Annotated in this window: 28 protein-coding genes, 1 tRNA gene and 1 riboswitch; all 29 genes read left to right on the top strand. The window is 32.1% G+C overall.

The window, feature by feature from the left end:
• The first annotated feature begins 13 nt into the window (after nucleotides 1-13).
• Nucleotides 14-2,644: a DNA polymerase I gene (polA, locus tag ACJDUH_RS06630; protein ID WP_406764367.1), complete on the top strand. Its 2,631-nt coding sequence runs from the start codon at nucleotides 14-16 to the stop codon at nucleotides 2,642-2,644.
• Between the two features lie 18 nt (nucleotides 2,645-2,662).
• Nucleotides 2,663-3,277 (top strand): dephospho-CoA kinase, encoded by a 615-nt coding sequence (gene coaE / locus ACJDUH_RS06635; RefSeq protein WP_406764368.1) that lies wholly within the window; start codon nucleotides 2,663-2,665, stop codon nucleotides 3,275-3,277.
• Nucleotides 3,267-3,842: a lytic transglycosylase domain-containing protein gene (locus ACJDUH_RS06640; protein ID WP_406764369.1), complete on the top strand. Its 576-nt coding sequence runs from the start codon at nucleotides 3,267-3,269 to the stop codon at nucleotides 3,840-3,842. Before coaE ends, ACJDUH_RS06640 begins: the two co-directional genes overlap by 11 nt.
• Before the next feature lie 209 nt (nucleotides 3,843-4,051).
• Nucleotides 4,052-4,134 (top strand) — tRNA-Leu (locus tag ACJDUH_RS06645).
• 166 nt (nucleotides 4,135-4,300) lie between these two features.
• Nucleotides 4,301-4,810 carry a GNAT family N-acetyltransferase gene (locus ACJDUH_RS06650; protein WP_406764370.1) on the top strand — a complete coding sequence of 170 codons (510 nt, stop codon included), beginning with the start codon at nucleotides 4,301-4,303 and terminating at the stop codon, nucleotides 4,808-4,810.
• A gap of 50 nt (nucleotides 4,811-4,860) precedes the next feature.
• Nucleotides 4,861-5,064, top strand: a riboswitch (cyclic di-AMP (ydaO/yuaA leader).
• A 4-nt stretch (nucleotides 5,065-5,068) separates the two neighbouring features.
• Nucleotides 5,069-5,698, top strand: a complete 630-nt coding sequence (locus ACJDUH_RS06655) for a C40 family peptidase (RefSeq protein WP_406764371.1) — start codon at nucleotides 5,069-5,071, stop codon at nucleotides 5,696-5,698.
• 109 nt (nucleotides 5,699-5,807) lie between these two features.
• On the top strand, nucleotides 5,808-6,506 hold the full coding sequence (locus ACJDUH_RS06660) for a hypothetical protein (protein WP_406764372.1): 699 nt from the start codon (nucleotides 5,808-5,810) through the stop codon (nucleotides 6,504-6,506).
• Between the two features lie 236 nt (nucleotides 6,507-6,742).
• A complete protein-coding gene (locus ACJDUH_RS06665) occupies nucleotides 6,743-7,003 on the top strand; it encodes a DUF4321 domain-containing protein (RefSeq protein ID WP_406764373.1) in 261 nt (86 codons plus the stop codon).
• 20 nt (nucleotides 7,004-7,023) lie between these two features.
• The gene (locus ACJDUH_RS06670; RefSeq protein ID WP_406764374.1) at nucleotides 7,024-7,599 is read left to right on the top strand and encodes a Maf-like protein; all 576 of its coding nucleotides are present in this window, start codon (nucleotides 7,024-7,026) and stop codon (nucleotides 7,597-7,599) included.
• Between the two features lie 12 nt (nucleotides 7,600-7,611).
• Entirely contained in the window at nucleotides 7,612-8,298 is a 687-nt protein-coding gene (gene radC, locus ACJDUH_RS06675) for a RadC family protein (protein WP_406764375.1), read from the top strand.
• A 19-nt stretch (nucleotides 8,299-8,317) separates the two neighbouring features.
• A complete protein-coding gene (locus ACJDUH_RS06680; protein WP_406764376.1) occupies nucleotides 8,318-9,322 on the top strand; it encodes a rod shape-determining protein in 1,005 nt (334 codons plus the stop codon).
• Between the two features lie 2 nt (nucleotides 9,323-9,324).
• The gene (gene mreC / locus ACJDUH_RS06685) at nucleotides 9,325-10,170 is read left to right on the top strand and encodes a rod shape-determining protein MreC (protein WP_406764377.1); all 846 of its coding nucleotides are present in this window, start codon (nucleotides 9,325-9,327) and stop codon (nucleotides 10,168-10,170) included.
• Between the two features lie 10 nt (nucleotides 10,171-10,180).
• Nucleotides 10,181-10,684, top strand: a complete 504-nt coding sequence (mreD, locus tag ACJDUH_RS06690; protein WP_406764378.1) for a rod shape-determining protein MreD — start codon at nucleotides 10,181-10,183, stop codon at nucleotides 10,682-10,684.
• A gap of 18 nt (nucleotides 10,685-10,702) precedes the next feature.
• Nucleotides 10,703-13,597 carry a penicillin-binding transpeptidase domain-containing protein gene (locus ACJDUH_RS06695; RefSeq protein WP_406764379.1) on the top strand — a complete coding sequence of 965 codons (2,895 nt, stop codon included), beginning with the start codon at nucleotides 10,703-10,705 and terminating at the stop codon, nucleotides 13,595-13,597.
• 144 nt (nucleotides 13,598-13,741) lie between these two features.
• Nucleotides 13,742-14,374, top strand: coding sequence for a septum site-determining protein MinC (gene minC, locus ACJDUH_RS06700; protein WP_406764380.1), 633 nt, complete (start codon nucleotides 13,742-13,744; stop codon nucleotides 14,372-14,374).
• 14 nt (nucleotides 14,375-14,388) lie between these two features.
• Complete coding sequence (gene minD / locus ACJDUH_RS06705) at nucleotides 14,389-15,189, top strand: septum site-determining protein MinD (protein ID WP_406764381.1); 801 nt, start codon at nucleotides 14,389-14,391, stop codon at nucleotides 15,187-15,189.
• An 11-nt stretch (nucleotides 15,190-15,200) separates the two neighbouring features.
• Nucleotides 15,201-15,470, top strand: a complete 270-nt coding sequence (gene minE / locus ACJDUH_RS06710; RefSeq protein ID WP_406764382.1) for a cell division topological specificity factor MinE — start codon at nucleotides 15,201-15,203, stop codon at nucleotides 15,468-15,470.
• 102 nt (nucleotides 15,471-15,572) lie between these two features.
• Complete coding sequence (rodA, locus tag ACJDUH_RS06715) at nucleotides 15,573-16,688, top strand: rod shape-determining protein RodA (protein WP_406764383.1); 1,116 nt, start codon at nucleotides 15,573-15,575, stop codon at nucleotides 16,686-16,688.
• Between the two features lie 60 nt (nucleotides 16,689-16,748).
• On the top strand, nucleotides 16,749-17,117 hold the full coding sequence (gene mgsA, locus ACJDUH_RS06720; RefSeq protein ID WP_406764384.1) for a methylglyoxal synthase: 369 nt from the start codon (nucleotides 16,749-16,751) through the stop codon (nucleotides 17,115-17,117).
• A 341-nt stretch (nucleotides 17,118-17,458) separates the two neighbouring features.
• Nucleotides 17,459-18,205, top strand: coding sequence for a peptidoglycan DD-metalloendopeptidase family protein (locus ACJDUH_RS06725; protein WP_406764385.1), 747 nt, complete (start codon nucleotides 17,459-17,461; stop codon nucleotides 18,203-18,205).
• Nucleotides 18,206-18,234: 29 nt separating this feature from the next.
• A complete protein-coding gene (locus ACJDUH_RS06730; RefSeq protein ID WP_406764386.1) occupies nucleotides 18,235-19,089 on the top strand; it encodes a M50 family metallopeptidase in 855 nt (284 codons plus the stop codon).
• A gap of 237 nt (nucleotides 19,090-19,326) precedes the next feature.
• The gene (locus ACJDUH_RS06735; protein ID WP_406764387.1) at nucleotides 19,327-21,186 is read left to right on the top strand and encodes a TIGR03960 family B12-binding radical SAM protein; all 1,860 of its coding nucleotides are present in this window, start codon (nucleotides 19,327-19,329) and stop codon (nucleotides 21,184-21,186) included.
• Complete coding sequence (locus tag ACJDUH_RS06740) at nucleotides 21,155-21,877, top strand: TIGR03936 family radical SAM-associated protein (protein ID WP_406764388.1); 723 nt, start codon at nucleotides 21,155-21,157, stop codon at nucleotides 21,875-21,877. The genes ACJDUH_RS06735 and ACJDUH_RS06740 overlap by 32 nt, the downstream gene beginning before the upstream one ends.
• 69 nt (nucleotides 21,878-21,946) lie before the next feature.
• Nucleotides 21,947-23,389 carry a ribonuclease E/G gene (locus ACJDUH_RS06745; protein ID WP_406764389.1) on the top strand — a complete coding sequence of 481 codons (1,443 nt, stop codon included), beginning with the start codon at nucleotides 21,947-21,949 and terminating at the stop codon, nucleotides 23,387-23,389.
• 120 nt (nucleotides 23,390-23,509) lie between these two features.
• Complete coding sequence (rplU, locus tag ACJDUH_RS06750) at nucleotides 23,510-23,821, top strand: 50S ribosomal protein L21 (protein WP_406764390.1); 312 nt, start codon at nucleotides 23,510-23,512, stop codon at nucleotides 23,819-23,821.
• A gap of 3 nt (nucleotides 23,822-23,824) precedes the next feature.
• Entirely contained in the window at nucleotides 23,825-24,151 is a 327-nt protein-coding gene (locus tag ACJDUH_RS06755) for a ribosomal-processing cysteine protease Prp (protein WP_406764391.1), read from the top strand.
• Nucleotides 24,152-24,155: 4 nt separating this feature from the next.
• Complete coding sequence (gene rpmA / locus ACJDUH_RS06760) at nucleotides 24,156-24,458, top strand: 50S ribosomal protein L27 (protein ID WP_406764392.1); 303 nt, start codon at nucleotides 24,156-24,158, stop codon at nucleotides 24,456-24,458.
• Nucleotides 24,459-24,807: 349 nt separating this feature from the next.
• Entirely contained in the window at nucleotides 24,808-26,082 is a 1,275-nt protein-coding gene (gene obgE / locus ACJDUH_RS06765) for a GTPase ObgE (protein ID WP_406764393.1), read from the top strand.
• Between the two features lie 26 nt (nucleotides 26,083-26,108).
• Nucleotides 26,109-26,399, top strand: coding sequence for a YhbY family RNA-binding protein (locus ACJDUH_RS06770; protein WP_406764394.1), 291 nt, complete (start codon nucleotides 26,109-26,111; stop codon nucleotides 26,397-26,399).
• Nucleotides 26,400-26,414: the final 15 nt, after the last annotated feature.

A 26,414-nucleotide genomic window follows, 5' to 3' on the forward strand; every position in this document is an offset into this window, starting at 1 on the left:
TGGAGGCGATTATATGGCAAAAGATAAGTTGGTAATATTAGATGGTCACAGCTTGATGAATAGAGCTTTTTATGCCCTACCTCCTTTGACAAATACTGAAGGTCTGCATACAAATGCACTATATGGATTTTTAAATATGCTGTTTAAGATTAAAGAGGAAATTAAGCCAGACTATATAGTTTGTACCTTTGATAGGAAATCACCTACTTTTAGACATGAGGAGTATAAGGATTACAAAGCAGGAAGAAAAATGATGCCTGAGGAACTTGCTGAACAATTTCCTACATTAAAAGAGCTTCTTAAGCTTCTTGCTATAGATATTTTTGAAATAGACGGCTTCGAAGCAGATGATCTTATTGGAACCTTAGCTAATTTTGCAGAAAAGAAGGACATAGAGGTTTTTATAATAACTGGAGATAGAGATGCGCTGCAGCTAGCCTCTGAGGACATTAAAGTTGTAATAACTAAAAAAGGAATGACAGAAAAAGAAGTATATGATAAAAATAGAATGATAGAAGAACTTGGAGTTACTCCTGCTGAGTTTATAGATGTAAAAGGACTTATGGGAGATAGCTCAGATAACATACCTGGCGTACCAGGTATTGGTGAAAAAACTGCTTTTAAATTAATACAACAATTTGGAAGTGTTGAAAATGTACTTCAAAATATTGATAAGGTTTCTGGTAATAAAATTAAGCAAAATCTAATAGATTTTAGTGAACAAGCAATTTTTAGTAAAAAATTAGCAACGATTATTACTAACGTACCTATAGATATTGATTTAGACTCCATTAAATCAAAAGATAATTTAGATATAAATGGTCTAAGGCAAATGTTTTTTAAGCTTCAATTTAAAACATTATTAGATAAATTGCCACTTGAAGATAGTAATTCTAATAAAAGTTACGAAACTATAAAAAGAGAAATTAAATATGAGTTAATTGATAATAAAAAGGATTTAGAAGTTCTAGTTAATGATGTTCAAGGCAATTTATTTATGAATTTTAAAACAGAGAATTTAAATATTTACTCAAAGAGTAATATAAATAGTATCTTCTTTAATACAAATCATAAAAACTATATTCTTGATATAAATTCACTATTTGCAAAAGATAAAACTTTAGCTGTGAAGCTGCTGAAAGAAATTTTTGAGAATGAAAATATTAATAAATTCGGACATGATAACAAGATAGCCTTCATGCTTCTAAGTAAATTGGGAATAAAAATGAAAGGCGTAGAATTTGACACTAAAATCGCTGCCTATCTTATCGACTCCTCAAGAGGCGACTATGAATTAAAAACTTTACTTCAGGAATATTTACAGCGAGATATTCAAGGGGATGAGACTGAAAGCATAGTGGAAGAAACTGAATGCCTTGAAGAACTTATTTTAAGGCTTAAAGAAAAGATCAAGGAATACAATATGGAAGAGTTATTATATAAGCTTGAGCAGCCCTTATCTGAAGCCTTAGCCGATATGGAAGCAGAAGGCTTCATGGTTGATGCTGAAAAGCTTAATGACCTAGGGTTAAGATTTAAAAGTGAAATAGAACTTGTTCAAAAAGACATATATGTACTAGCTGATGAGGAATTTAATATTTCTTCTCCAAAACAGCTTGGTAAAATATTATTTGAAAAACTAGATCTGCCTGTAGTTAAAAAGACTAAAACAGGCTATTCTACCAATGCAGAAGTTCTTGAAGAGTTAAGCGATAAGCATCCTATAATCGAAAAAATTCTTATGTACAGGCAGCTTACTAAGTTGCATTCTACTTATGTTGAAGGCTTAAAGTCTGTAATTGATAGTGATGGAAAAATTCACAGCAGCTTTAATCAGACAGTAACTACTACAGGAAGGCTATCCAGCACTGAACCAAACCTTCAGAACATTCCTATAAAATATGAAATGGGAAGAGAAATAAGAAAAGTGTTTGTACCAAACAATGAAGACTGTGTGATACTTTCTGCGGACTATTCGCAAGTGGAGCTAAGAGTACTTGCACATATTGCAGAGGACGAGAATTTAATTGACGCCTTTATTAATCATAAGGATATCCATACAAAAACTGCCTCTGAAGTATTTAAGGTTCCTTTAGATGAAGTAACTTCTCTTATGAGAAGTAGAGCAAAAGCTGTTAACTTTGGAATAGTCTATGGCATTGGTGATTTTAGTTTGGCCAAAGATTTAAAAATAACAAAAAAAGAAGCAAAATCCTACATTGATACTTATTTTGAAAGATATCCTAATGTTAAAAAATACATGACTAATATAGTTCACAGCGCTGAGGTGAATTCCTATGTAACTACACTTCTAAACAGAAGAAGGTATATAAGGGAGGTTAATGCCTCTAATAAAGTAGTTAAAGCATTAGGTGACAGGCTTGCTATGAATACACCTATTCAAGGAAGTGCAGCAGATATAATAAAACTTGCTATGATTAATGTTGCAAAGAAATTAAAAGACTTAAAATTAAAAAGTACTTTAATTTTACAAGTCCATGATGAGCTTATTCTTAATGTATATAAAGATGAACTTAAAGAAGTTGAAGCTTTAGTAAAGACAGAAATGGAAAATGTTGCTGATCTTAAAGTTCCACTTGAGGTAGATATAAATGTCGGTAAGGATTGGTATGATGCCAAATAAATTTAATTAGGTGAAGCTATGATAAAGGTAGGATTAACTGGCGGCATAGGAAGCGGTAAAAGCACAGTGTCTAATTTTCTGAAAGAAAAAGGGATACCCATTATTGATGCAGATATTATATCAAGAGACATATTAATACTTTACCCTGAAGTTGTTGGTAATATTAGGAAGGAATTTGGCTCTGAATTTTTTGATGATAAAGGCCTTCTTAAAAGAAGAGAACTTGGTAACTTCGTTTTTAAAAATACTGAAGGAAAATTAAAATTAGAAGCATTAACTATACCTTATATTATTAAAGAGATATTCTTAAAAATTGAAAAATACAAGGATGAAGGATTTAAAATGTGCATTGTTGATGCTCCTACACTAATTGAAACAGGTCTATATAAGGCTATGGATTTTAATATTTTAGTTTGGGTAGACTTAAATACGCAAATAGAGAGAGTTGTTAAGCGAGATAATTTAAATTTAGATGATGTAAAAAACAGAATAAATGCCCAAATACCACTAGAGGATAAAAAGAAGTATGTTAACTTTATAATTGATAATAGAAGCAGTATTGAGGCTACAATGAAACAAGTAGATAAGGTTTTGCAAGAAATATATAGTTCAGAGGTAAGATATGAAACATAGAGGTCTGTTTACTGTATTTGTTATATTACTGCTTGTGATTCTAATTGTAGAGTTTAGCAATATTTCAAAAATTCTCTATCCCTTTAATTATGTAGATTCTATTAATAAATATTCAAAAAAATATAATTTAGATCCTTATTTAATTTCTGCAGTTATTAAAACCGAAAGTAACTATAAATCAAGGGCTCTTTCTTCTAAGAATGCCTATGGATTAATGCAAATAACTCCAGATACAGCTGAATGGGCGGCAAAACAGATGAAGCTTGATGATTATAAAAATGAAAAGCTGTTTGATCCAGATTATAATATTAATATGGGCTGCTGGTATTTAGATAACTTAAAAAAAGAATTCAATGGGAATATGGATTTGGTTTTGGCTGCCTATAATGGTGGAAGAGGAAATGTTGAAAAGTGGTTAGCTGATTCAGAACATTCAAAGGATGGTGTGAGTCTGCATTACATACCCTTTAAAGAGACGGATAAATATATTAAGAGAGTAAAGGTAAACTACAATATTTATAAATTTTTATATAAAAATAAATTTACAAGTGATGTTATAAAATAATAGAACAACATAAAAAGGTGGAAAGAATTATTCTTTGCCACCTTTTTATGTTGTAATTCTATTTGGAACATAATGAAATGTTGTATACTATGACATTATCAGAGATCAAATATATTGTATTTGTGTAGTTTTAAATTATTATTGACGGATTAGCAAAGGAGGTAGTATAATAACTGATGTAACATAGCTAATAAATAGAATATAAGTATGCAGGAGTGGCGGAATTGGCAGACGCGCACGTTTGAGGGGCGTGTGGGAGACCGTACGGGTTCAAGTCCCGTCTTCTGCACCATTAAATGGCATGTACATAAGTAATAACTTATGTACATGCCATTTAATTTATAGTTATTTATTATAAACAAGTAATAACTTATATGGATACCATTAATTATAATTTAATATTAAAAAAGGATTTTACTTCATTTTGTAGAATTAAGTTATTGATGTGAGGTGAATTTATGTTTGATGTAGATTTTTATATAGAAGATATATCTGTTTCTAGTATAGAAAAAGAGGACGTTATATTAGTACAGCATTGGATAAATAATCAATATATAAATAGTGAGAACGAGAAACCTCTAATGTTTAATGATTTTTATGAAAGATTTTTAGAATATTATGTTAGTGAAAATGAGTTTTTCTTAAAAATTGAAATGGAAGATAAACTGATTGGTGTAATTAAAGGCAGAATAGAATTTAAAAATATTAATGAAGTTTGGCTGTGGTATTATTTATTAGACAAAGACTATAGAAATAAAGGCATAGGCAGCAAAATTATAGAGGCTATGATTAAATACTTTAATGTAGAGCTAGGCATATTTGATTTTTATGCTGTAGTAAGCGAGAGAGATACAGATATTTATAATTTTTGGAAGAAAAGTAGTTTTAAAAAGATAAGAGTCTCAAAAGACTTTTTTAACATATCTGGAGAAGATATGGATATGATAATTTTAAAATTTCAAGGTTAAAGTTGTTAATTTATTAATTAACATTGACACATCAGCAGTATTAGTAATATAATAATTAAGAGCTGAATCCCGTTTTTACAAAAAATGGGTACGGAGGAACCAATATATGCAGGGGTTAATCTGATTTCTATAATATATAGAAAACTAGGTATTATCCAGTTAGGAATGACATGAATGTATGTTATAAGTCTTATCAGTAGGGAACCTTCACCCGAACCCGTCAGCTAACTCCGGAAGCAAACAGAAGGGGGGAAACAAATGAAGTACTCTATAGCCAAACCGCTATTATTTGCGGCAGCTTTAGTGGCGTTTGGTATTTCTGCCAGGTTTAACGGATATAGCGTTAAGGCAGATGCAGCAATCAAAGATCAACCAAACGTGGTTGTTCGATCAGCAAGCTTAAATACGGACAAGGTAATTAAAGTCCCACAAAAAACTGAACAAAAAACCAGTTCCACAAAAAATAAAACCTTAAGCAGAAACAATGGTAGTGGAATAACTGGAACTGCTCCAGCTTCAGCAGGAAGCAGTAGTGTAGTTTCTTATGCATATAAGTTTCTAGGGAAACCATATGTATGGGGAGCATCAGGACCTAATGCATTTGATTGTTCAGGATTTACAGCTTATGTCTATAGAGCATTTGGTGTTGGACTCGGTCACTACACTGGAACACAGTTTGGTAGTGGTCAATCAGTAAGTAAAGGTAATTTAGCACCAGGAGATCTAGTATTCTTTAACACCTACGGTTCAGTTTCACATGTAGGAATATATGTGGGCGGCGGTAATTTTATACACGCAGCAAATGAAAGAACTGGTGTTACAGTTAGCAGCCTGTCTGAAGGCTACTATGCATCTAGATATGCAGGTGCAAGAAGAGTCAAAAATTAATTTTTTCTTCTCGGCAAATTTTGCCGAGTTTTTTTTATCATAAAAATCCACTTTTAAAAATAGAATTATATAGGGTTTTAAATTGAAACTTTAGAAGTGGAGGTAAACCATGAAATACACAAGATATGATTTAAAAAGAAAGAAATCTGAAAATACTGTAATCATTTTGGTTTTGTTATCAGTAGTACTGGTGGCTTTTTTGCTTGGAACATTTATTTCGAACCTTTTTATGAAGAAGGCTTCAGTGGCCAATATAACCCCTCCCGCTAGCAGTGATGTAGGTACAGTTAAGACAGCGGAAAATAAATCAAGTAAATTTATAGTGATACAAGGTGGAAAATTTGCTAAAACTGAAAATATAGAACAAGAAAAAAAGTTATTAATGGATTATGGAACTCCTTTTACCATACAGGATCAAGATGGTACAAGAGTTTTATTAGGGATATATAATGAAAGTGAAGGTTTAAAAGTAATTAATGACCTTAAAACTAAAAATATTGATAATTCAAAAATTACCTTTGAATTAAAAACAGACAACTTGGGCAGTGAAGAAATAGCTGTAATTGTTAATGCAGAGCTGGAAATTATTAAAAAGCTTTCTGATAAAAATATAAAATCATATATAACAGATGATTTAAAAAGTTGGGTTAATGGCCTGGAAAAAGTAGATTCAAAGGATGCAAATAAGGCAATTCTGGAGGACTATAAAACACATATTAATGCTCTTCCGAAGGACTTAAATAATGATAATACAGTAAACATTGAAATATATATTTATAACTTATTAAAAAAGCTTACCAGTAAATAGGTAATATAAGAATTTATAACATGAAATTTAGCGAATATATAAAATATGTATATTGAGTATAAGGTAATCAGCTCACGTAACATATTTTATATATTCTAGCTTTTTTTATGTTATTTTTTATTTTTTGACATTACTTTTTTTATTTCTTAACAAATTATAAATAATGTACTAAATACTTGTTTACACTTTTATTAAATGTTAAACTATAAAAGATAAATAAAGGCAGGGGATTATTAATGAGGGGTTCAGAAAAAAGTAAAAGTTTTATTTTTTTTATAATAATTTTAGGTGCTATATGTGGAAGTTTAATCGGAGATTTACTAGGAAGCAATATTAAGTATCTATCTGTTCTAAAAAATGGATATAATATTGGCACAAAGAATCCTTTAATACTTGACTTAAAAATATTAAGTGTTTCCTTTGGCATAAATTTCAATGTAAGCTTAATGACTATAATAGGTATTATATTGGCAATAATACTATATAGGAAATTTTAGCTTAAATAGGATGTGATTTTATGTCTATAATACTTGCATCTGCTTCCGAAAGAAGAAAGGAGCTATTAAAAAGAATAATTCCTGATTTTAAGGTAATAGCAAGTGATTTTGATGAAGATTCCGTTACCTTTAAAGGTGATTGTATTCAATATGTAAAAAAATTATCATTAGGTAAAGCGCAAAATGTCGCTAGTAAAACTGTGGCAGCTAACATTATTATTGGCTGCGATACCATTGTATACAACAATAAGAAGGTTCTTGGGAAGCCTATAAATGAAGAGGAAGCCTATAAAATGCTAACTTCACTAAGTGGGAATAATCATTTAGTTTATTCTGGCATTTCCATAATAAACACTGTAACAAATAGTATAGTGCAGGATTATGTTTGTACAGAAGTTTACTTTTCAAAGCTATCTGAGTCTCAAATTCATAGCTATATTAAGAGTGGCGAACCGATGGATAAAGCTGGGGCATATGGTATTCAAGGTTATGGAGGTATTTTTGTTGAAAAAATTAATGGTTGCTATTATAATGTTGTAGGGCTGCCTATAAATAAATTGTATTCTTTATTAGGGGATATGGGGGTAAATCTGTAAAGGAGTTATTATATGGAAAAACCACTTAGAATTATGGATTTACCTAATACAGAAAGACCTAGAGAAAAATTGTTCAAGTATGGTGTAGAAACTTTGAGTAATAACGAGCTTCTAGCCATTATATTAAGAACTGGGACCTCTAACGAAAATATTCTAGAATTAAGTTCTAGGATATTAAAAGAGTCAGGTGGACTAAATGGACTCTTAACTTCGAGTTATGAAGATTATTTACAGTTAAAAGGCATAGGCTCTGCTAAGGCCTCACAGCTAATAGCACTTGCTGAAATTTCAAAAAGATTTAAGTCTTATAAGTCAGGTGATGAGTATAAGATTAGTGAGCCTAAAGACGCTGCTATGCTCCTAATGGAAAGCATGAGAAATTTAAAACAGGAATGTTTAAAGGTTGTTCTGCTTAACACAAAGAATATGGTTATTAGTATTAAGGATGTTTCTATTGGAAGTCTTAATTCCTCTATTGTACATCCTAGAGAAGTATTTAATGAGGCAGTAAAGAAAAGCTGCGCTTCTATAATTGTTAGTCATAACCATCCTTCTGGTGATCCAACACCAAGCAGCGAAGACATAAATTTAACTCATAGGTTAAGTGAATGCGGTAAGCTGTTAGGCATTGAAATGCTGGATCATATCATAATAGGTAATGGCATTTATATAAGTTTAAAGGAAAAAGGTATTTTGTAGATTGAAAGGAGAACATTAAATGGGATTATTTGGAATGTCAAAAGATATGGGTATAGATTTAGGAACAGCCAATACTCTAATTTACGTAAAAGGAAAAGGAATATTATTAAGGGAACCATCTGTTGTAGCTATAAACTGTGATACAAAAAAGGTGCTTGCAGTTGGTCTTGAAGCAAAACAGATGATTGGAAGAACTCCAGGGAATATTGTGGCTATAAGACCACTTAAAGACGGTGTTATCGCAGACTTTGATATAACTCAAACTATGCTTAAAAAATTTATTGAAAAAGTAAGTCCAAAGAGTGCTTTTACTAGTCCAAGAATAGTAGTTTGTTTCCCATCTGGAGTAACCGAGGTTGAAAAAAGAGCAATAGATGAGGCTACAAAGACTGCTGGAGCTAGAGATGTTCTTTTATTAGAAGAGCCAATGGCAGCTGCAATTGGAGCAGGTCTTCCAGTTGATGAGCCAACAGGAAGTATGATTGTTGATATTGGTGGAGGAACTACAGAGGTTGCTGTTATATCTTTAGGCGGAATTGTTACAAGTAAATCTTTAAGAGTAGCTGGAGATGAATTAGATCAAGCAATAATTAGCTACATAAAAAGAGAATATAATTTAGCTGTTGGTGAAAGAACAGCTGAAGCTGTTAAGATGGAAATAGGTTCAGCCTTTCCATCAGAAAATGAAGGTTCAATGCAGATAAAAGGTAGAGACTTAATTAGCGGACTTCCAAAAATACTTGAAATAACAGAGGTAGAAGTAAGAGAAGCTTTAAAAGAGCCAGTTGAGTCAATAATTGATGCAATAAAAACAACTTTAGAGAAAACTCCTCCAGAACTTGCTGCAGACATTATGGATAAGGGAATTATGCTTGCAGGTGGTGGAGCTTTACTAAAAGGATTAGATAAATTAATCAACCACGAAACCCATATGCCTGTACACATTGCTGAATCTCCTCTTGATAGTGTAGCTTTAGGAGCAGGTAAAGCATTAGACAATATTGATAAGGTAAGTAAAAGATAAATATGTCATTCTTCAGGAACAAACTGGCAGTAACAATTGTTGTACTGTCAGTTACCTTTTTAATATTAATTAGTTATAGTGTCAAGAGGGATAAGGTTTCGGTTGTTGAAAATGGTGTTGGTACAGTATTTAATAAAATGCAGTATGGAGTAAGCAAAACTGGCAGCGTAATTAAGGACTCATTAACTTTTGTTTTTAATTTTACAAAGGTTAAACAGGAAAATGAAGCATTAAAACAAGAAAATGATAAACTACAAAACCAATTAGTAGAATATAATTCTGCTATTAAGGAAAATCAAACACTAAAAGAGGATCTAAATTTTAAAAATCAGAGATCTGAATATAATTACATTGGATGTAATGTTATAGGTAATAGTGGTGGTAATTATTTAGATGGATTTATAATTGACAAGGGTCAGAAGGATAATATTAAAAAGGGCATGGTGGTTATTACTGCAGCAGGATTGGTTGGGCAAGTGACCTCTACAGCAAGTAATTGGTCAATAATACAATCCATTTCAAATGAAAACATAGCAGTAAGTGGTATGGTGGAATCTGCAAATGAGATAAACGGTATTGTAAAAGGTTATAAGGATGACAACAATAATTTACTAGCTAAGCTATACTATCTTCCTTTAGATTCAGCAATTAAGAAGGGTGATGTAATACTTACTTCAGGTTTTGGAAACTTATATCCAAAGGGAATAAGAATCGGAGAGGTAACTGATATTGAAGTAGATCAAGGAAAGATAATGGAAAATGCCATTATCAAGCCTTATGTGGATTTTAATAAATTACAGCAGGTACTAGTTGTTGTGCCAAAGGATGTAAGAGATATAAAATATTAGGGTGGTTTGGATGAAAAAGGTTTTAACTTTATTTTTTATATGTGTGTTGCTCTTTATCTTGGATAATACACTTGTTCCTTTTTTTGCAATTAGAGGATTCTTTCCAAGTTTACTTTTAGCTTTTTGTATTCTTTATTCTATTATTAATGGAAGTATTGAAGGCTTATGGCTAGGTGTATTTGCAGGAATTCTTCAAGATTTGTATTTTTACCATGGTTTTGGCATAAACGGCTTTACAAATATGCTTGTTTGCGCAGCTGCAGGTTTAATAGGTTCAGGTATATTTAAAGAGAAGGCACTGATACCTATTGTTTCATCACTTGGATTATCTTTTATAAAAGGTGTTTTAGTTTTTTCAATTTTATATATCAACAGCATTTATATGCCATTTAGCAAAGTTGTTTTCAACAGTTTATATAACATGGCTATTGCTGCAATAATGTATAGATTAGTATATAAGTTATGTCAAAAAGAATATATGCAGAGAAAATGGAGCTTTTATGATGGAAGGTAGGGTAGAACATAAAAAGTTATGAAAAAGAAAGAAAATAAGTTTAATAGATATTCAGCGCTAACCTCATTAGTTGTATTTGTTTTTGTTGGTATCATTTCTAGATTGGTATACCTTCAAATTGTTAAAGGAAATGAATATAAGGATAAGGCTAACACAAAAGCAATTACTGAGCTTCAGCAAAATGCTCCAAGAGGCAATATTTTGGCAAGTGATGGTACTAAGCTTGCAACCAATGTTCAAAGCTACAATTTAACTTTTACACAAACAGATGAAAGCAGTATAAGCTTTTTTGATACAATGGATAGTGTTTTTAAAATATTAGATGATAATAAGGAAGTACAGAAGGATGATTTACAACTTAAAATAAATCCTTACAGATTCGAATTCAATACTTCAGATGAGGATGTTAAAAAGCAACAAGAACTAAGATTTAAGAAGGACAGAGGACTTGATCAATATGTAATTCAAAATACACCGGAGCTTAAGAATAAAAAAGGAAAGTTAACACCTGAAGATCAAGATAAAATAAATGAGCTGCTTTTACAGATTACGCCGGAACAAACCTATAATTATATGGTAAATAATCTGTATAAGGTGACACCAGAGGGCATTTTTAAAAGCATAATAGGGCAGTATAAAGCTAGCCCTGACGATACCTTAAATAGAATAAGTTCAAGATATAAAATTACAGTAGACGCAGAACTCAAAGACTTGCTTACTGAGTACAGTAAGGCATCTAAGCAAGCTGTTAAAGATGATTTATTTAGTAAGCTTATGACTAAATGTCAAGTTGATAAAACAAGACTTCCAAGTGATAAGGAGCAGCAGCTTGAGAGAAGATATATATTAGTTTTAGATGCAATAAAGATGCAGAGCTTCTCTGGCTATAAACCAGTAACCATTGCAAGTAATATAAAAAAAGAAACCGCTTTTATTTTTGCACAAAAGCTAAATGACCTGCCTGGTATAGATACAGATATGCAGCCAATGAGGACCTATCCCTATGGTGAACTTGCATCTTCTGTAATAGGCTATATTTCTAAAATAACATCCAGCGATAAATATGATATAAGAGGCTATGATGTAAACACTGATTATATTGGTGCCCAAGGCATAGAGGCAGCTTTCGAAGACAGGTTAAAAGGAACAAAAGGTGGAACTATTGTTAAGCTTAATACTAAGGGAAGAGTTATTGAGGAACTAGGAAGCAGCGAATCATCTCCTGGACAAACTATACAGCTGACCATAGATAAGAATGTACAGTATGCAGCAGAAAAAGCTCTGGATGAAACCATGGCAAACCTACAAAAGGCTGGTCTGCAAAACGATGTTAATACTAAAAATGCAACAAGAGGAGCAGCAGTAGCTATCGATGTAAATACAGGGGCTGTGCTTGCACTAGTTTCTAGGCCAGGTTTCAACCCTAATGATTTTTCTAATCCAGCAGGGATGACTACTGACGTATTTAATAAATATTTTAATCCTGACTATGTTAAGTATGGTCAAGATAAAGGCTTAAGCAGTGATTTAATCAATACTTTGTTTCCCGTTAGTTCAAAAACAAATAAGAGATATGATAAATATGATTATTTTCCTAAGCCACTTTATAACTATGCCACATCTTCTTTAGTGCCTCCAGGCTCTACCTTTAAGCCTGCAACTGCTGTTGCAGGACTGGAATCTGGAGTAATTACACCAGGCTTTAAAGTAGATGATCATTCGGTATTTGATGATAAAAAAGGTGTACACAAAACCTTCTATGATGATGGCCCTGGTTTTGGCTGGGTAGATTTGACTCATGCATTAGCTGTTTCTAGTAATCCATATTTTATGACTGTTGGTCAGAAACTAAGAGAGACCTATAATGATGATATATTAGCTAAATATGCCTGGAAGCTAGGACTTGGAACTGATCCAAAATCAAATGCTAATCCAACCACTGGTATTGAAATAGGAGACAATTATGGGCAGGTATTTAATTCTACGTCTATAAAGAATAATTATGCTACAACAACATGGTATTCTGTAATGGAAGAATTAAAATCCGGAAAAGGGAACAAAATATCTAATTTTGAACCAATAGATTTATATGATAATATAAATGACAGTCAACAGGTTAAAGATATTAAGTCTCAGTTAAAGACGAAAGTTTTAGATTTCACAAAAAATGGTGGATTTATAAGTGATGAATATAAGAATAATTCAGGAAAAAGAGATCAGTTAATAAAGCAAACCTATAGTGGGCTCCTAAATCAATTGATTTCAGCAGATCCTCAGTATAAAGATAAGAAGATATCTTCAAATGTTATTAATTTATTGGCTACTGACATGTACGATCTTACTCTTAATAGTTATGGTCAAAGTTCTCTGCCTTTTAATATGTATGATGCATCAATTGGGCAAGGTATGGATAATTTTACACCACTTCAATTAGCTAATTATGTTTCAACCATAGTAAATGGAGGAACTAGATATAAGCTGCATTTAGTGGATAAAATAATGGACCCTAACGGTAAGGTAATAGAACAGGAAAAACCTGAGGTAGTTGAGAAAACAGGCATTAAACAGACTACAATTGATGCTGTTAAAGCAGGTATGCATGCCGTTACAGGAGAAGATGGAACAGCAAAAGGTGTATTCGATGGCTTACCTATAGATACAGCAGGTAAAACAGGTTCAGCTACTTTTAGTGCTATTCAAAATGATATAGGAAGAACCTCCTATGGAGTTTATGTTGGTTTTGCTCCCTTTGATAAACCTCAAATTGCAGTTGCAGTTATGGTTTTCGACGGAGGGCATGGTGGCTTTGTTGCACCAGTTGCAAGAGCTATGTATGAAGCATACTTTAAAACTCAACTTGATGCAGAGGGATATAAACCTAAATTTGATGTAGTTGTACCACCAATCAAATAAAATATAATTTTTTTATAGCCACAAAGCCTTAGTGTCACGAAAACACTTGGTTTTGTGGTTATTTTATATTATTTTTGAATTAATAGAAGGATTTTAAGAAAATTTGTTGAATTATTACTTTAAGCCCTTACTTTGGAGGTTTTTATGGTGGACGATAAAATATTAATAAAAGGAAACAAAGAAGGTTTATATGCTGTTATTTATATGAATAAGTTTAAAGATTTTGACGATATGCTGGAAGCCTTAATAGAAAAATTAACTAAGGGCAAAAAGTTTTATCGAGGGGCTACTTTTAAAATAACTACTGATCTTAAGTATATTAGTAGTAAGGATTTAAATAGACTTAAGGATGTATTATTTGAAGAATTTTTAATTAAAGACTGCATATTTGAAGATAGAGAAGAAAAAGTTAATAAGGTTTTTTCTGGTATTTATGAGGGTCGTACAAAGTTTATAAGAAAAACTATTAGAGGCGGGCAAACTATCAATTATTCTGGTAATATTGTAATAATTGGTGATGTTAATCCTGGAGCTGAGATTTATGCAGCTGGGAATGTTATAGTTCTAGGCACTTTAAAAGGACATGTACACGCAGGCTTTGGAGGTAATGAAAAAGCTTTAATTGCGGCTTTTAACTTACAGCCAGAGATACTTCAAATAGCAAATATTATGACTAGATCCCCAGAGGATGGATTGAAACCAAAATATCCAGAGGTGGCGAAGGTAAAAGAAGATAATATTATTGTAGAACCATACTTATTTAATAAGTTTATTTAATGGAGGTAAATGAAATGGGAGAAGCTATTGTTGTAACTTCAGGAAAAGGTGGAGTAGGGAAAACCACTACCACTGCAAATATAGGAACTGCACTTGCAGCTATGGGGAAAAAAGTTGTTCTTGTAGATGGAGATACAGGACTTAGAAATTTGGATGTTCTTATGGGCCTTGAAAATAGAATTGTTAATACCTTAGTTGACATAATAGAAGGAAGATGCAGACTTAAATCTGCACTTATTAAAGATAAGAGATTTAATAATCTGTTTTTACTCCCTACAGCACAAACAAGGGATAAAAATGATGTAGAGCCAAGCAAAATGCTTGAGCTTGTTAACCAGCTTAAGGAAGAATTCGATTATGTTATTATAGATTGTCCAGCAGGTATTGAGCAGGGATTTGAAAATGCTGTAATTGGTGCTGATAGAGCAGTAGTTGTAGTTAACCCAGAGCTTACTTCTGTACGAGATGCAGATAGAGTAATAGGCAAACTGGATGCAAAAGGACTAGATAGACACGAACTTGTTATAAATAGAATAAATTATGAAATGACAAAAAAAGGTGATATGCTGGATATAAATGATATTTTAGAATGCCTAGCTGTGAAGCTTTTAGGTGTTGTCCCAGATGACAAGAATGTCACTATTTCCACTAATAGGGGAGAACCTATAGTTTTGGATGATAAAGCATTTTCTGGGCAGGCTTTTAAAAATATTGCTAGAAGAATCACTGGCGAAGAAGTACCTCTCTTGTCATTAAATAATGAAGAAGGCGGTTTTTTATCTTCAATTAAGAAAATCTTCTTCAAATCAAGATAGGGGGAATAATAATGGATTTATTTAAATTTTTCTCTTCGAAACCATCACCTAAGGATGTTGCTAAAGAAAGATTACAACTCATATTAATCCATGACAGAGAAGATTTTTCACCTGAGTTTCTTGAAGAAATAAAGGGTGAAATTTTGAAGGTTTTATTAAAATATGCTGAATTAGATAATGGAGATATTGATGTTAAGCTAACAAGGACAGAGTCAGGTGAAAATTCATCACCAGCTTTGGTTGCTAGTATACCTATAAAAAACATGAGAAAAAAGATCTAAAAATTCAAATAAAAGTTACATATATGTACAAGTTATTAGTATATTACTAATAGCTTTTTTTTTTATTAATTGCTATAATGTATTTTGTATTGGAGGGATTTTATGCTTGAAAAGTTAAAAATAAAAGGAAAGCTTCTGAAAGAATTAGATGTATGGACAATTATTATTGCTATTATTATAGTGCTTTTTGGTGCAATAAATATATATAGTGCTACTAGGCTTAAGACTGGAACTTCCTATTTAAAACTTCAAATTATATGGCTCATAATTGGCCTGGCAATATTATATTTTATATTAATTTTTGATTATTCGGTAATAATGAATTATTCTTCCCTCATTTATTGGGCCTCCATTATCTTTCTTTTAATAAATGATACCCTAGGTAAGGTAACTAATGGTGCAAGATCATGGATAGCTTTAGGCAGCCGAGGCATTCAGCCCTCTGAGTTTGCCAAAATAGCAATGATAATTATGCTTGCTAAAAAATTAGAGGATATGGAAGGAAACATAAATAATCTTAAAAACTTTTTTATATTATGCTTCTATGCCTTAGTTCCTATGGCTTTAATAGTAATTCAGCCAGATATGGGTATGACCATGGTGTGTTTCTTTATTGTTCTAGGTATATTCTTTATGGCTGGACTCAATTTAAAGATAATTATAGGAGGAATTGGCTCAGTTGTAGCATTAGTTGCAATAGGATGGAATTCACCCTTTATGCAGTTATATTGGAAGGACAGGCTCACATCTTTTTTAAACCCAGCAAAAGATGAGCTTGGAAGTGGTTTGCAGCTCCTATCTTCCTTAACTGGAATAGGCTCTGGAGGAATCTTAGGCAAGGGTTTTTTAAAGGGAACACAAATATCAGGAGGATTTATACCAGAAGCACATACAGATTTTATCTTTGCTGTAGTAGGAGAAGAATGGGGTTTGGTAGGTGCAGCATTTCTACTCATATTATATGGCTTACTGCTTTATAGATTTATAAAAATAGCCAAATCTTCAAAGGATATATTTGGATCCATAATTTGTTCCGGGATTATTGCAACTACATTATTTTCTATACTACAAAATATAGGTATGACTATTGGAATTATGCCTATTACAGGAATAACCTTACCTCTAATGAGTTACGGTGGAAGTTCTATTTTAACTAATTTTATTGCCATAGGATTAATTTTAAATATAGGTATGAGGAAAAAGAAAATTAATTTTTAAATTTGGAGGCACAATAATTAATAATTATTGTGTGCCTATGAGGAATACAGGAGGGTCTACATGAAAATAGCACTTATTGCACATGACAAGAAAAAGGAAGACATTGTTGAATTTGTATTAAGAAATAAAGAGGTATTTAAGGAGCATGAACTTTATGCAACAGGAACTACAGGCAGGATTATTTCAGAAGCCACAATGCTTAAGGTTCATAGATTTTTATCAGGCCCAATGGGTGGAGACCAGCAAATTGGTGCTAAAGTGGCCGAAGGAAACATGGACTTTGTAATTTTCTTAAGAGATCCATTAACTGCCCAACCTCATGAGCCGGATGTTAATGCACTGCTAAGATTATGTGATGTTCATCATATACCATTAGCTACCAATATTGGCTCAGCTGAAATATTTTTAAAGGCTTTAAGGAACAGATAACAAGTGTAAGTACCGCTGCAGTTTATATACGAAATATAAGCTGAAGCGGTAATTTCTTTTTTGTCATATTATAGCATTCCTAAAAATATATATTAGGTAGAAGCCCTAAATGGGCTTCTACGGGCAGTTTACGAGCGGGAGCGAGTGTTTCAAACAGCCCCGTTGGCGAAGCGGTCGCCCTAAATGGGCTTCTACGGGCAGTTTACGAGCGGGAGCGAGAGAGCTTAATTGCTCAGTGTTTCCGACTATAGGAGGTTAAAGTCCTAAATGGACTTTAACGGGTAATTTATGAGCGGAGCGAGTGGGTTAAATTACCCCGTGTTCCGACTAAAGGAGGAAAAATGGGAAGCTATAATTCACAATATGAAAGCTATTACAACGGCATGGTTAACAGAAGAAAAAATAATAGTTATGGATTTAATAAAAAAAATAAATTTATTTTAGATGGAAATTTCTTTTTAAAAAGGCTGCAGAGAGATTTAATTGGGGTTTTTGTATTATTTATACTTGTATTGGCCTGCAAGATAGTTCATACCTCACAAACTACATATGCTTACAGCTATTCTAAATCCCTTATAAATAGTAGTTTTGACTATGAAGCTGCATTAAGTAATGTTAAAAATCTAGATATGAAAGTCTTGGAGACTAAAGTTTCCGATTGGATGGATACGGCTAAAACCAAGATTACTGGGGGAAAAACAATTAAAGAGACACTTAAATCTGACTATATGTCTCCAGTAGCAGGTACCTTAGCTATATCAAAAGATAAGGTATTAAAAGATGGAATAGATATTTCTGTACCAAGCGGTACAGAAATATTTTCAGTATACGGCGGAAAAATTAAGGAAATAGGAGAAGACGCTAAAAACGGAAAGTATATTATTATTGATCACGGAAGTGGAATCGAAACTAAATACAGTAAATTAAATCAAATTGCATTTAAAAATGGTGATTCCATTACAAAAGGGCAAGTGATTGGAAAAATAGCAGCATTAAATAATACAGCTTCTTCTTTTTTACATTTTGAACTGTCATATATGGGGGAAAGTTTAAATCCTGAAGAGTATTTAAACCTTACTAATAATTAAATATTGTATTAATTTTATGGAGGCAGCTTTTGTTCAAGATTAATAAGTTCTTTATTCCATATATATTATTACTATTTTTTATAGGCTTTAAAGGTCAATTATTACTGGCCTTTTTAATTGTATTTTTCCATGAAATTGTTCATTATATCACTGCACTTATTTTAGGTTTTTCAGGCTTTGATATAGAAATCCTCCCTATTGGAACTAGATTATCACTTAAAGATTTAGATGAAGCTTCCCCAAGAGAAGATATAATCATTTCACTTTCTGCACCTATCATTAATCTTATTGCCTTCCTTGCTTTATATAAAATTTATATTATATATCCAAGTGAGTACATTTATATTTTAATGCAAGGAAATTTATCAATTGCACTTATTAACCTGATACCAGCCTTTCCTCTAGATGGGGGAAGAGTATTAAGGTCGTTTCTTACTTATAGAACCATTTATAGACGCGCTAACGAATTATGCATTAAAATAAGCATGGCACTAGGTGTATTCATATTAGTTTCATTTGTAATTTTAATAAAGTTTTCAATTATTAATATAAATCTTATTATTATTTCAATTTTTATAATCTACGCTTCAAGGAAGGAAAAAAGGAGGATAGTTTATATAATAATGGGAGATATAGTAAAGAAGAGATATAAATTTCTAAAAAATGGATATATTGAAAATAAAAGCATTTCAATTCATATAAAGTGGGATCTTTTAACTGCTTTAAGTATAGTAGATAAGAATAAATACAATATACTTACAGTACTAGATAATGAAATGAAGGTAATGGATATAATATACGAAGAAGAATTAGTAGAAGCCTTAAAGCATTATGGCAATATTACAGTAGAAGAATTTATAGAAATAAGAGAGGAAAACATTTAGAAGCGAAGCTTTTTATTATTATAAAAATATGCTAAAATATATTGTCGGTTTATAATAATATGAGATCATATTTTAGGAGGTTAAAGCCCTAAATGGGCTTTAACGAGGTATAAGCCCTAAATGGGCTTATACGGGTAGTCTACCGATGTGTAATCGGTAAGCTAGACTACCCAGTGTATCGAGCGGGAGCGAGTAGTCTTAAACTACTCAGTGTGACCACAAAAAGGAGGAAAACAGATGAATAAGATAACTGATGATATATTATATAAGGTTGAAAAACCTGCTAGATATATTGGCGGCGAATTTAATTCTTACAATAAAGATAAAAACAATGCTGAAATTAGGTATGCCTTTTGCTTTCCAGATGTATATGAGGTGGGAATGTCCCATTTAGGAAGTAAAATACTATATTATGTTTTAAATGAAAGAGAAGATACTTATTGTGAAAGAGCTTTTGCCCCATGGCCAGATATGGAAAAGCTTATGAGAGAAAATAATATAGCTCTTTCTACCTTAGAAACTAAAGATCCTCTTTCAGATTTTGATTTTCTAGGGTTCACCCTTCAATACGAAATGAGCTATACTAATATTTTAAATATGCTTAGCTTGTCAGGTATACCTGTTAGAGCTTCAAAAAGAGATGACAGTTATCCAATAATTATGTGTGGAGGTCCCTGTGCCTATAATCCTGAGCCTCTTTATGACATTGCAGATATTTTTGTAATAGGTGAAGGTGAAGAAATTATTCATGAAATCCTTGATTTATATAAAAATTATAAAAACAGAAGTAGAGTTGATTTTTTAAGGGCAGCTTCAAAAATACAAGGGGTATATGTGCCAAGTCTATATAATGTAACCTACAATATTGATGGGACAATAAAAGAATTTAAGCCCATATATGAAGATGTACCTGCTAAAGTTAAGAAGAGAATAATAAGTAATTTGGATAATAACATATTTCCTGATAAATTAATAGTTCCTTATACAGATATAGTCCATGATAGAATCACCCTTGAAACCTTTAGAGGCTGCACTAGAGGCTGCAGATTTTGTCAGGCAGGAATGATTTATAGACCGGTTCGAGAAAAGACAACTTCAAAGCTTATGGAACAAGTGGAGGATTTGATAAACAATACAGGCTACGAAGAAGTATCACTTACTTCCTTAAGCATTTGTGATTATTCGGATATTGAGAACTTAATTCAATCCATGGTATTGAAATATAAAGAAAAAAATATTGGAGTATCATTACCTTCCCTTAGAATAGATTCTTTTTCAGTAGATTTAATTAAAGAAATTCAAAAGGTTAGAAAAACTGGCCTTACATTTGCTCCTGAAGCTGGATCACAGAGAATGAGGGATGTTATTAATAAGGGTGTAACAGAGGAAAACTTAATTAATTCAGTTAAGAGTGCATTTGAAGCAGGGTGGTCTACTATAAAACTATACTTTATGATAGGACTTCCCTATGAAACCCTTGAGGATGTTAAAGGAATTGCGGAGCTCGGTGAAAAAGTAGTAGATGAGTATTATAAAATTCCTAAAAATATTAGAAATAAAGGACTTAAGGTAACTTTAAGTACTTCAATTTTCGTTCCAAAGCCATTTACACCTTTTCAGTGGGCACCACAGGATAGAATGGAAGATGTAAAGGAAAAGATATGGGCAATTAAAGATTCAATTAAAAGCAGAGCTATAAGCTACAATTGGCACGAGTCCATAGTAAGCTTTATGGAAGCTATATTTGCAAGAGGCGATAGAAGGCTTTGTGAAGTGCTCATTAAGGCTTTTGAGAAAGGTGCTAAATTTGATGGCTGGTCTGATTACTTTAACTTTGCAGCATGGGAAGAGGCAATGAAGGAATGCAATATTGATGGAGACTTTTATGCCTATAGGGAAAGAAGCTATGATGAGGTTCTTCCTTGGGACTTTATTGATATTGGCGTAGATAAGAGATTCTTAATAAAAGAAAATGAAAAGGCTAAAACAGGAGTACTTACACCAGACTGCAGACTAGGCTGCACCAATTGTGGTGTCAATGTAAACTTTAGAGAAGGGAAGTGCTTTGAGGGTGCGTTATTTAATAAAGTTCAGTAAGGAAAGCCAAATAAAATTTGTTTCACATTTGGATTTAATGAGGACCATTCAAAGGGTAATTAGAAGAGCAGCACTTCCAATTGAATATTCTAAGGGCTTTAATCCGCATATGGCATTATCTTTAGCTCAGCCGCTAGCAGTAGGAATGTACTCTACAGGAGACTATATGGATATAGTTTTAACTGAGGAGGTTTCTGATTCCTATATTAAGGAAGTCTTTAATAAAAATGCCCCAGAAGGTGTTAAGCTAGTAGAGGCTATTAAAGTAAAAGATTTAGTAAATCAAAAGAAAATTCCTCAAGCAATGGCACTTATTGATGCAGCAAAATATGTAATTTCTTTAAGGTACAATGATACCTCCATGCTTTCTTCAGAACTAAAAAATTTATTGGATGAGAAAGAATGGGGCATGATTAAAAAAAGTAAGAGCGGAGAGAAATTCATAAACTTAAGGGATTATATAAAGGATTTAAGCTATGAAATTTTAGATAAAAAGTTAATTATTACTACAACAATAGCTTGTGGAAGCAGAGAAAACTTATCAGCTGAGCTCTTAGCTGAATATATATTAAAAAATACAACTTGTGCAGATTTAGAGACTTTTAAAGATATAAGAAGAGAAGAAATGTATATAAAAAATAATGATGAACTAGTTTCACTCTATGATTATATACGTGCTGCTTCTAAGTAAAATATCTTGAATATTAAGAAAAGGAATTACATAAGGGTAATTCCTTTTCTTATAAAAGAAGGTGCTTAAATGAAGGAATTATTTATTGAAAGAAGAGAGAGGCTCTTAAGAATTGCTATAAGAAACATGGGTAAACTTGAAGAATGTTATATAGAGGAAGAAAATAATGAGCCTAAGCAGGGTGAAATATACAGGGGTATAGTAAAAAACATTGTACCTGCAATAAAGTGTGCCTTTTTAGATATTGGCTTTGGTAAAAATTGCTATATGTATTTAGATAGAAAATTTAATAACACTAATATAAAGAAAAATGATGAACTTGTTGTTGAAGTTTTAAAAGAGGGAATAGGAGATAAGGGGCCTAAGATAACTAATGCTTTTTCAATACCTGGAAGATATGTTGTGCTTGAAACACTTTATAAGGAAATAAGATTTTCTAGTAAAATTCAAAGTGAAGAATTTAAAAAAGCAGTTTTAGATAATATTCCAGCTCCTAAAGATCTTGGATTAAAAATCAGAACAAATGCAGAAAAGGTATCAATAGACAGGATAAAAGAAGAAATAGAAAGGCTTTTAGTACTTTATAATAATATACTAAATGACTTTAATTTAAGCAGTAAACCTAAGCTTTTATATGGAGGAGAAGGCATTCTTGATAAGGTGCTTAGGGATAAGCTAGATCTTGAAACAGATAAGATAATTATAAATAATGAAAAGGACTATAAATACATAAAAGATATTCTAAAACATAATACTGATGTTCAGTGCACAGTAGAGCTATATGCGGAAAGCAGAACACTATTTGACTACAGTGGAATAGAGAAGGAGATATTATCCTTAAGAAACAGCAGAGTCTTTCTTAAAAATGGAGGTTTTATAGTCATTGATAAAACAGAAGGAATGTATGTTATTGATGTAAATTCAGGGAAGAATATAAAGAGCAGCAGCTTAGAAAAAACAGCCTATGAAACTAATTTAGAAGCAGCTTATGAAATAGGAAAACAAATTAAGCTTAGAAATCTTTCTGGAATTATTATAGTAGATTTTATAGATATGACTAAAATAGCCTATAAGGAAGATGTGTTTACAGCTCTTAAAAAAGCTTTTGAAAGTGATAAAAATAAAACTGTAGTTTATAATTTCACAGAGTTAAACTTAATTCAAATTGCTAGAAAAAGAATCGGAAGGCCAATACTTGAATATCTAGAAGAAGACTGCATAAAATGCAGTGGTAAAGGTAAAAAGCTTAAATTTTCTTATATGATAGAGCTTATTAGAAATGAAATATATAAAATAGATAACAGTCTTAATATAGATAACGTATATATAGAGGTTAGTTCTTCATATATGGAAGAGATTAATAAGGATATAGAAGGCTTTATCAATAGTATAGAAGCTCAGAATAAAAAGGTGTTTCTAAGCTATGTTCAAAATAAGGATTTTATAAAAGTAGAGCCTTTAATCTTTTCAAGTGAAGTAGAGAAAATGCAAAAGTTTAAGATATATGGATAAAGCTTCTTTACAAAAATATAATCCTATGTTACAATGGCATTTGTAGACCGCACACATAGGGTTTTAAATCACATTTTTGTGTACCTGAGATGGCGAGACTGGTTTGAGGAGGTGTTTTTAATGTACGCAATCATAGCTACTGGAGGAAAACAATACCAAGTTAAAGAAGGAGACGTAATCTACGTTGAAAAGTTAACTGCTGAAGTTGATGGAACAGTAGAATTAGGAAACGTTCTTGCAGTTGGTAAGGAAGATGGTTTAGTAGTTGGTAAGCCTGTAGTTGAAGGAGCAAATGTTGTTGCTAAGGTTCTAGCACAAGGTAAAGCTAAGAAAGTTATAGTTTTCAAGTATAAGAGAAAGAAAGACTATAGAAGAAAGCAAGGACATAGACAACCATATACTAAGCTTCAAATTGAAAAAATAAACGCATAAGCCATGATTAATGCAAGGTTTAGTAAAAAATGCGGTAAAATAGTGTCTGTAAAACTAAGCGGTCATGCTGAGGCTTCTAATGATGGTTATGATATGGTTTGTAGTGCTGTTTCAGCTGTTTCTATAACAATTGCAAACGGAATTACAGAAATCTTAAATATTAATCCTATCATAGAAATTGAAGATGGCTTCCTAAGCTTAGATTTAAATAAGCTTACTATTAAAGAAATAGAAAGCTCTCAGATGCTGTTAGAAACTATGCTTTTAGGACTTAAAAACATAGAAATTAATTATAATGAATATATAAACGTAGTGTTAGAGGAGGTGTAGTACAATGCTAGTTATGAACCTTCAGTTATTTGCTCATAAAAAAGGAGTAGGTAGCTCAAGAAACGGTAGAGACAGTGAATCCAAGAGACTTGGTGTTAAATGTGCAGATGGACAATTTGTTCTTGCAGGAAATATATTAGTTAGACAAAGAGGAACTAAGCTTCACCCAGGCGAAAATGTTGGTAAAGGAAGCGATGATACTCTTTTCGCAAAAGCAGATGGTATCGTTAAATATGAAAGATTCGGCAGAGACAAGAAAAAAGCGAGTGTTTATCCTCTTGAGGTAGAAACTCAAATTGCTGAGTAATTATAAAAGCACCCATTAGGGTGCTTTTTTTAAGGCCTTATGTACTAAGGTATGAAAGCTAATTTATGAAGCCAACTAAAAATTTAAGCAATTCCACTACATACGGAATTATGAAGAAAATGATAAAGTATATTTCACCATTTTCGATAAAATTAATAATTTAGTTTATAATATATACAATACAATAAAGTTCTTACATTAATGATGTCATAAAATATCCAATCTTCAAGGATTTTTAGGAGATCATTAATGTATTAGAACTTTCGTATTGTATAATATGAAAATGGAAAAAACTAACCTTATGGTTATTGATATAAAATAGAAAAATGGTTTAAAAGAGGTGAAGGTTATGTTTATAGATAGAGCAAAAATTTATGTAAAATCAGGAGATGGCGGTAATGGAGCAGTTTCCTTTAGAAGAGAAAAATATATTCCTCTAGGCGGACCTGATGGTGGAAATGGAGGAAAGGGTGGAGATGTTATATTAGAAGTTGATCCTAATATGACTACTTTATTGGACTTTACGTATAAAAAGAAATATGCTGCAAAAAATGGTGGAAGTGGGTCTGGAACTAACTGTTTCGGGAAAAATGGAGAAAGCTTACATATAAATGTTCCTATGGGCACAATAGTAAGAGATATTGAAACTAATAAAATAATGGCTGATTTATCCCATGAAGGTGATAAATTTGTGGTAGCAAAAGGAGGTAAGGGAGGCAAGGGCAATTCTAATTTTGCAACCCCAACAAGGCAGGCTCCTAATTTTGCAGAACCTGGTATGCCGGGAGAGGAAAGAAATATTGAACTCGAGCTTAAATTACTAGCTGATGTGGGTTTACTTGGATTTCCTAATGTAGGTAAGTCTACTCTTTTATCTATTGTTTCTAAAGCTAGACCTAAAATAGCTAATTATCATTTTACAACTTTAAAACCAAATTTAGGAGTTGTAGATGTTCCTGGAGTTACAAGCTTTGTAATGGCTGATATTCCTGGAATTATTGAAGGTGCAGCTGAAGGTGTAGGTCTTGGACTTGACTTTTTAAGACATATTGAAAGAACTAGAGTATTAATACATATAGTTGATATTTCTGGAGTTGAAGGAAGAGATCCCTATGAAGACTTTTTAAAGATAAATGAGGAATTAAAGAGATATAGTGTTAAGCTTTGGGATAGACCACAAATAGTTGCTGCAAATAAAAGTGATATGCTCTTTGATGATGAAGCCTTTATAAGTTTTGAAAATAAGGTTAAGGAGCTTGGATATAAGAAGGTATTTAAGATATCTGCTGCTACTAATACTGGTGTAAACGAGCTTTTAAAGGAAGCAGCTAGGGTACTCAGCACAATACCAATCACTGATCTTGAGATTAGGGAAGAAGATAGGTATGTACCTGAAGAAAAGCACTTTACTTATGAAATAAGAGTGGAAGATGGAGTTTATGTGGTTTTAGGAAGCTTTGTAGATAGGCTTCTAGCAAGTGTAAATGTAAATGACTCTGAGTCCCTTAAATATTTTCATAAAGTACTTAGAAACAAAGGAATCCTTGATGATTTAAAAAACATGGGAATCCAAGATGGGGATACAGTTAGACTCAACGATTTTGAATTTGAGTTTTTAACATAGTACGAGGTTTGTGAAGGAGAGTATATATGATAACTAGTAAACAACGAAGCTTTTTAAGGTCACTTTCAAATGGTCTTGAGCCTTTATTTCAAATTGGTAAAGGCGGTATAGAAGAGGCATTTTTAAAACAACTTAAGGACGCCTTAGAAGCTAGAGAGCTGATTAAAATAAAGGTTTTAAGTAACAGCGGCTATGATACGAGAGAAGCCTCAGATATAATTTGCAATGAAATTGGCTGTGAAGGAATACAGGCTATTGGAAGTAAAATTGTACTGTATAAAAAGTCCGAGAAAAAGCCTAAAATAGAATTACCATAATATTAAATAATAATT

This window comes from Candidatus Clostridium radicumherbarum (assembly GCF_045310525.1).
Taxonomy (GTDB): domain Bacteria; phylum Bacillota; class Clostridia; order Clostridiales; family Clostridiaceae; genus Clostridium_AT; species Clostridium_AT radicumherbarum.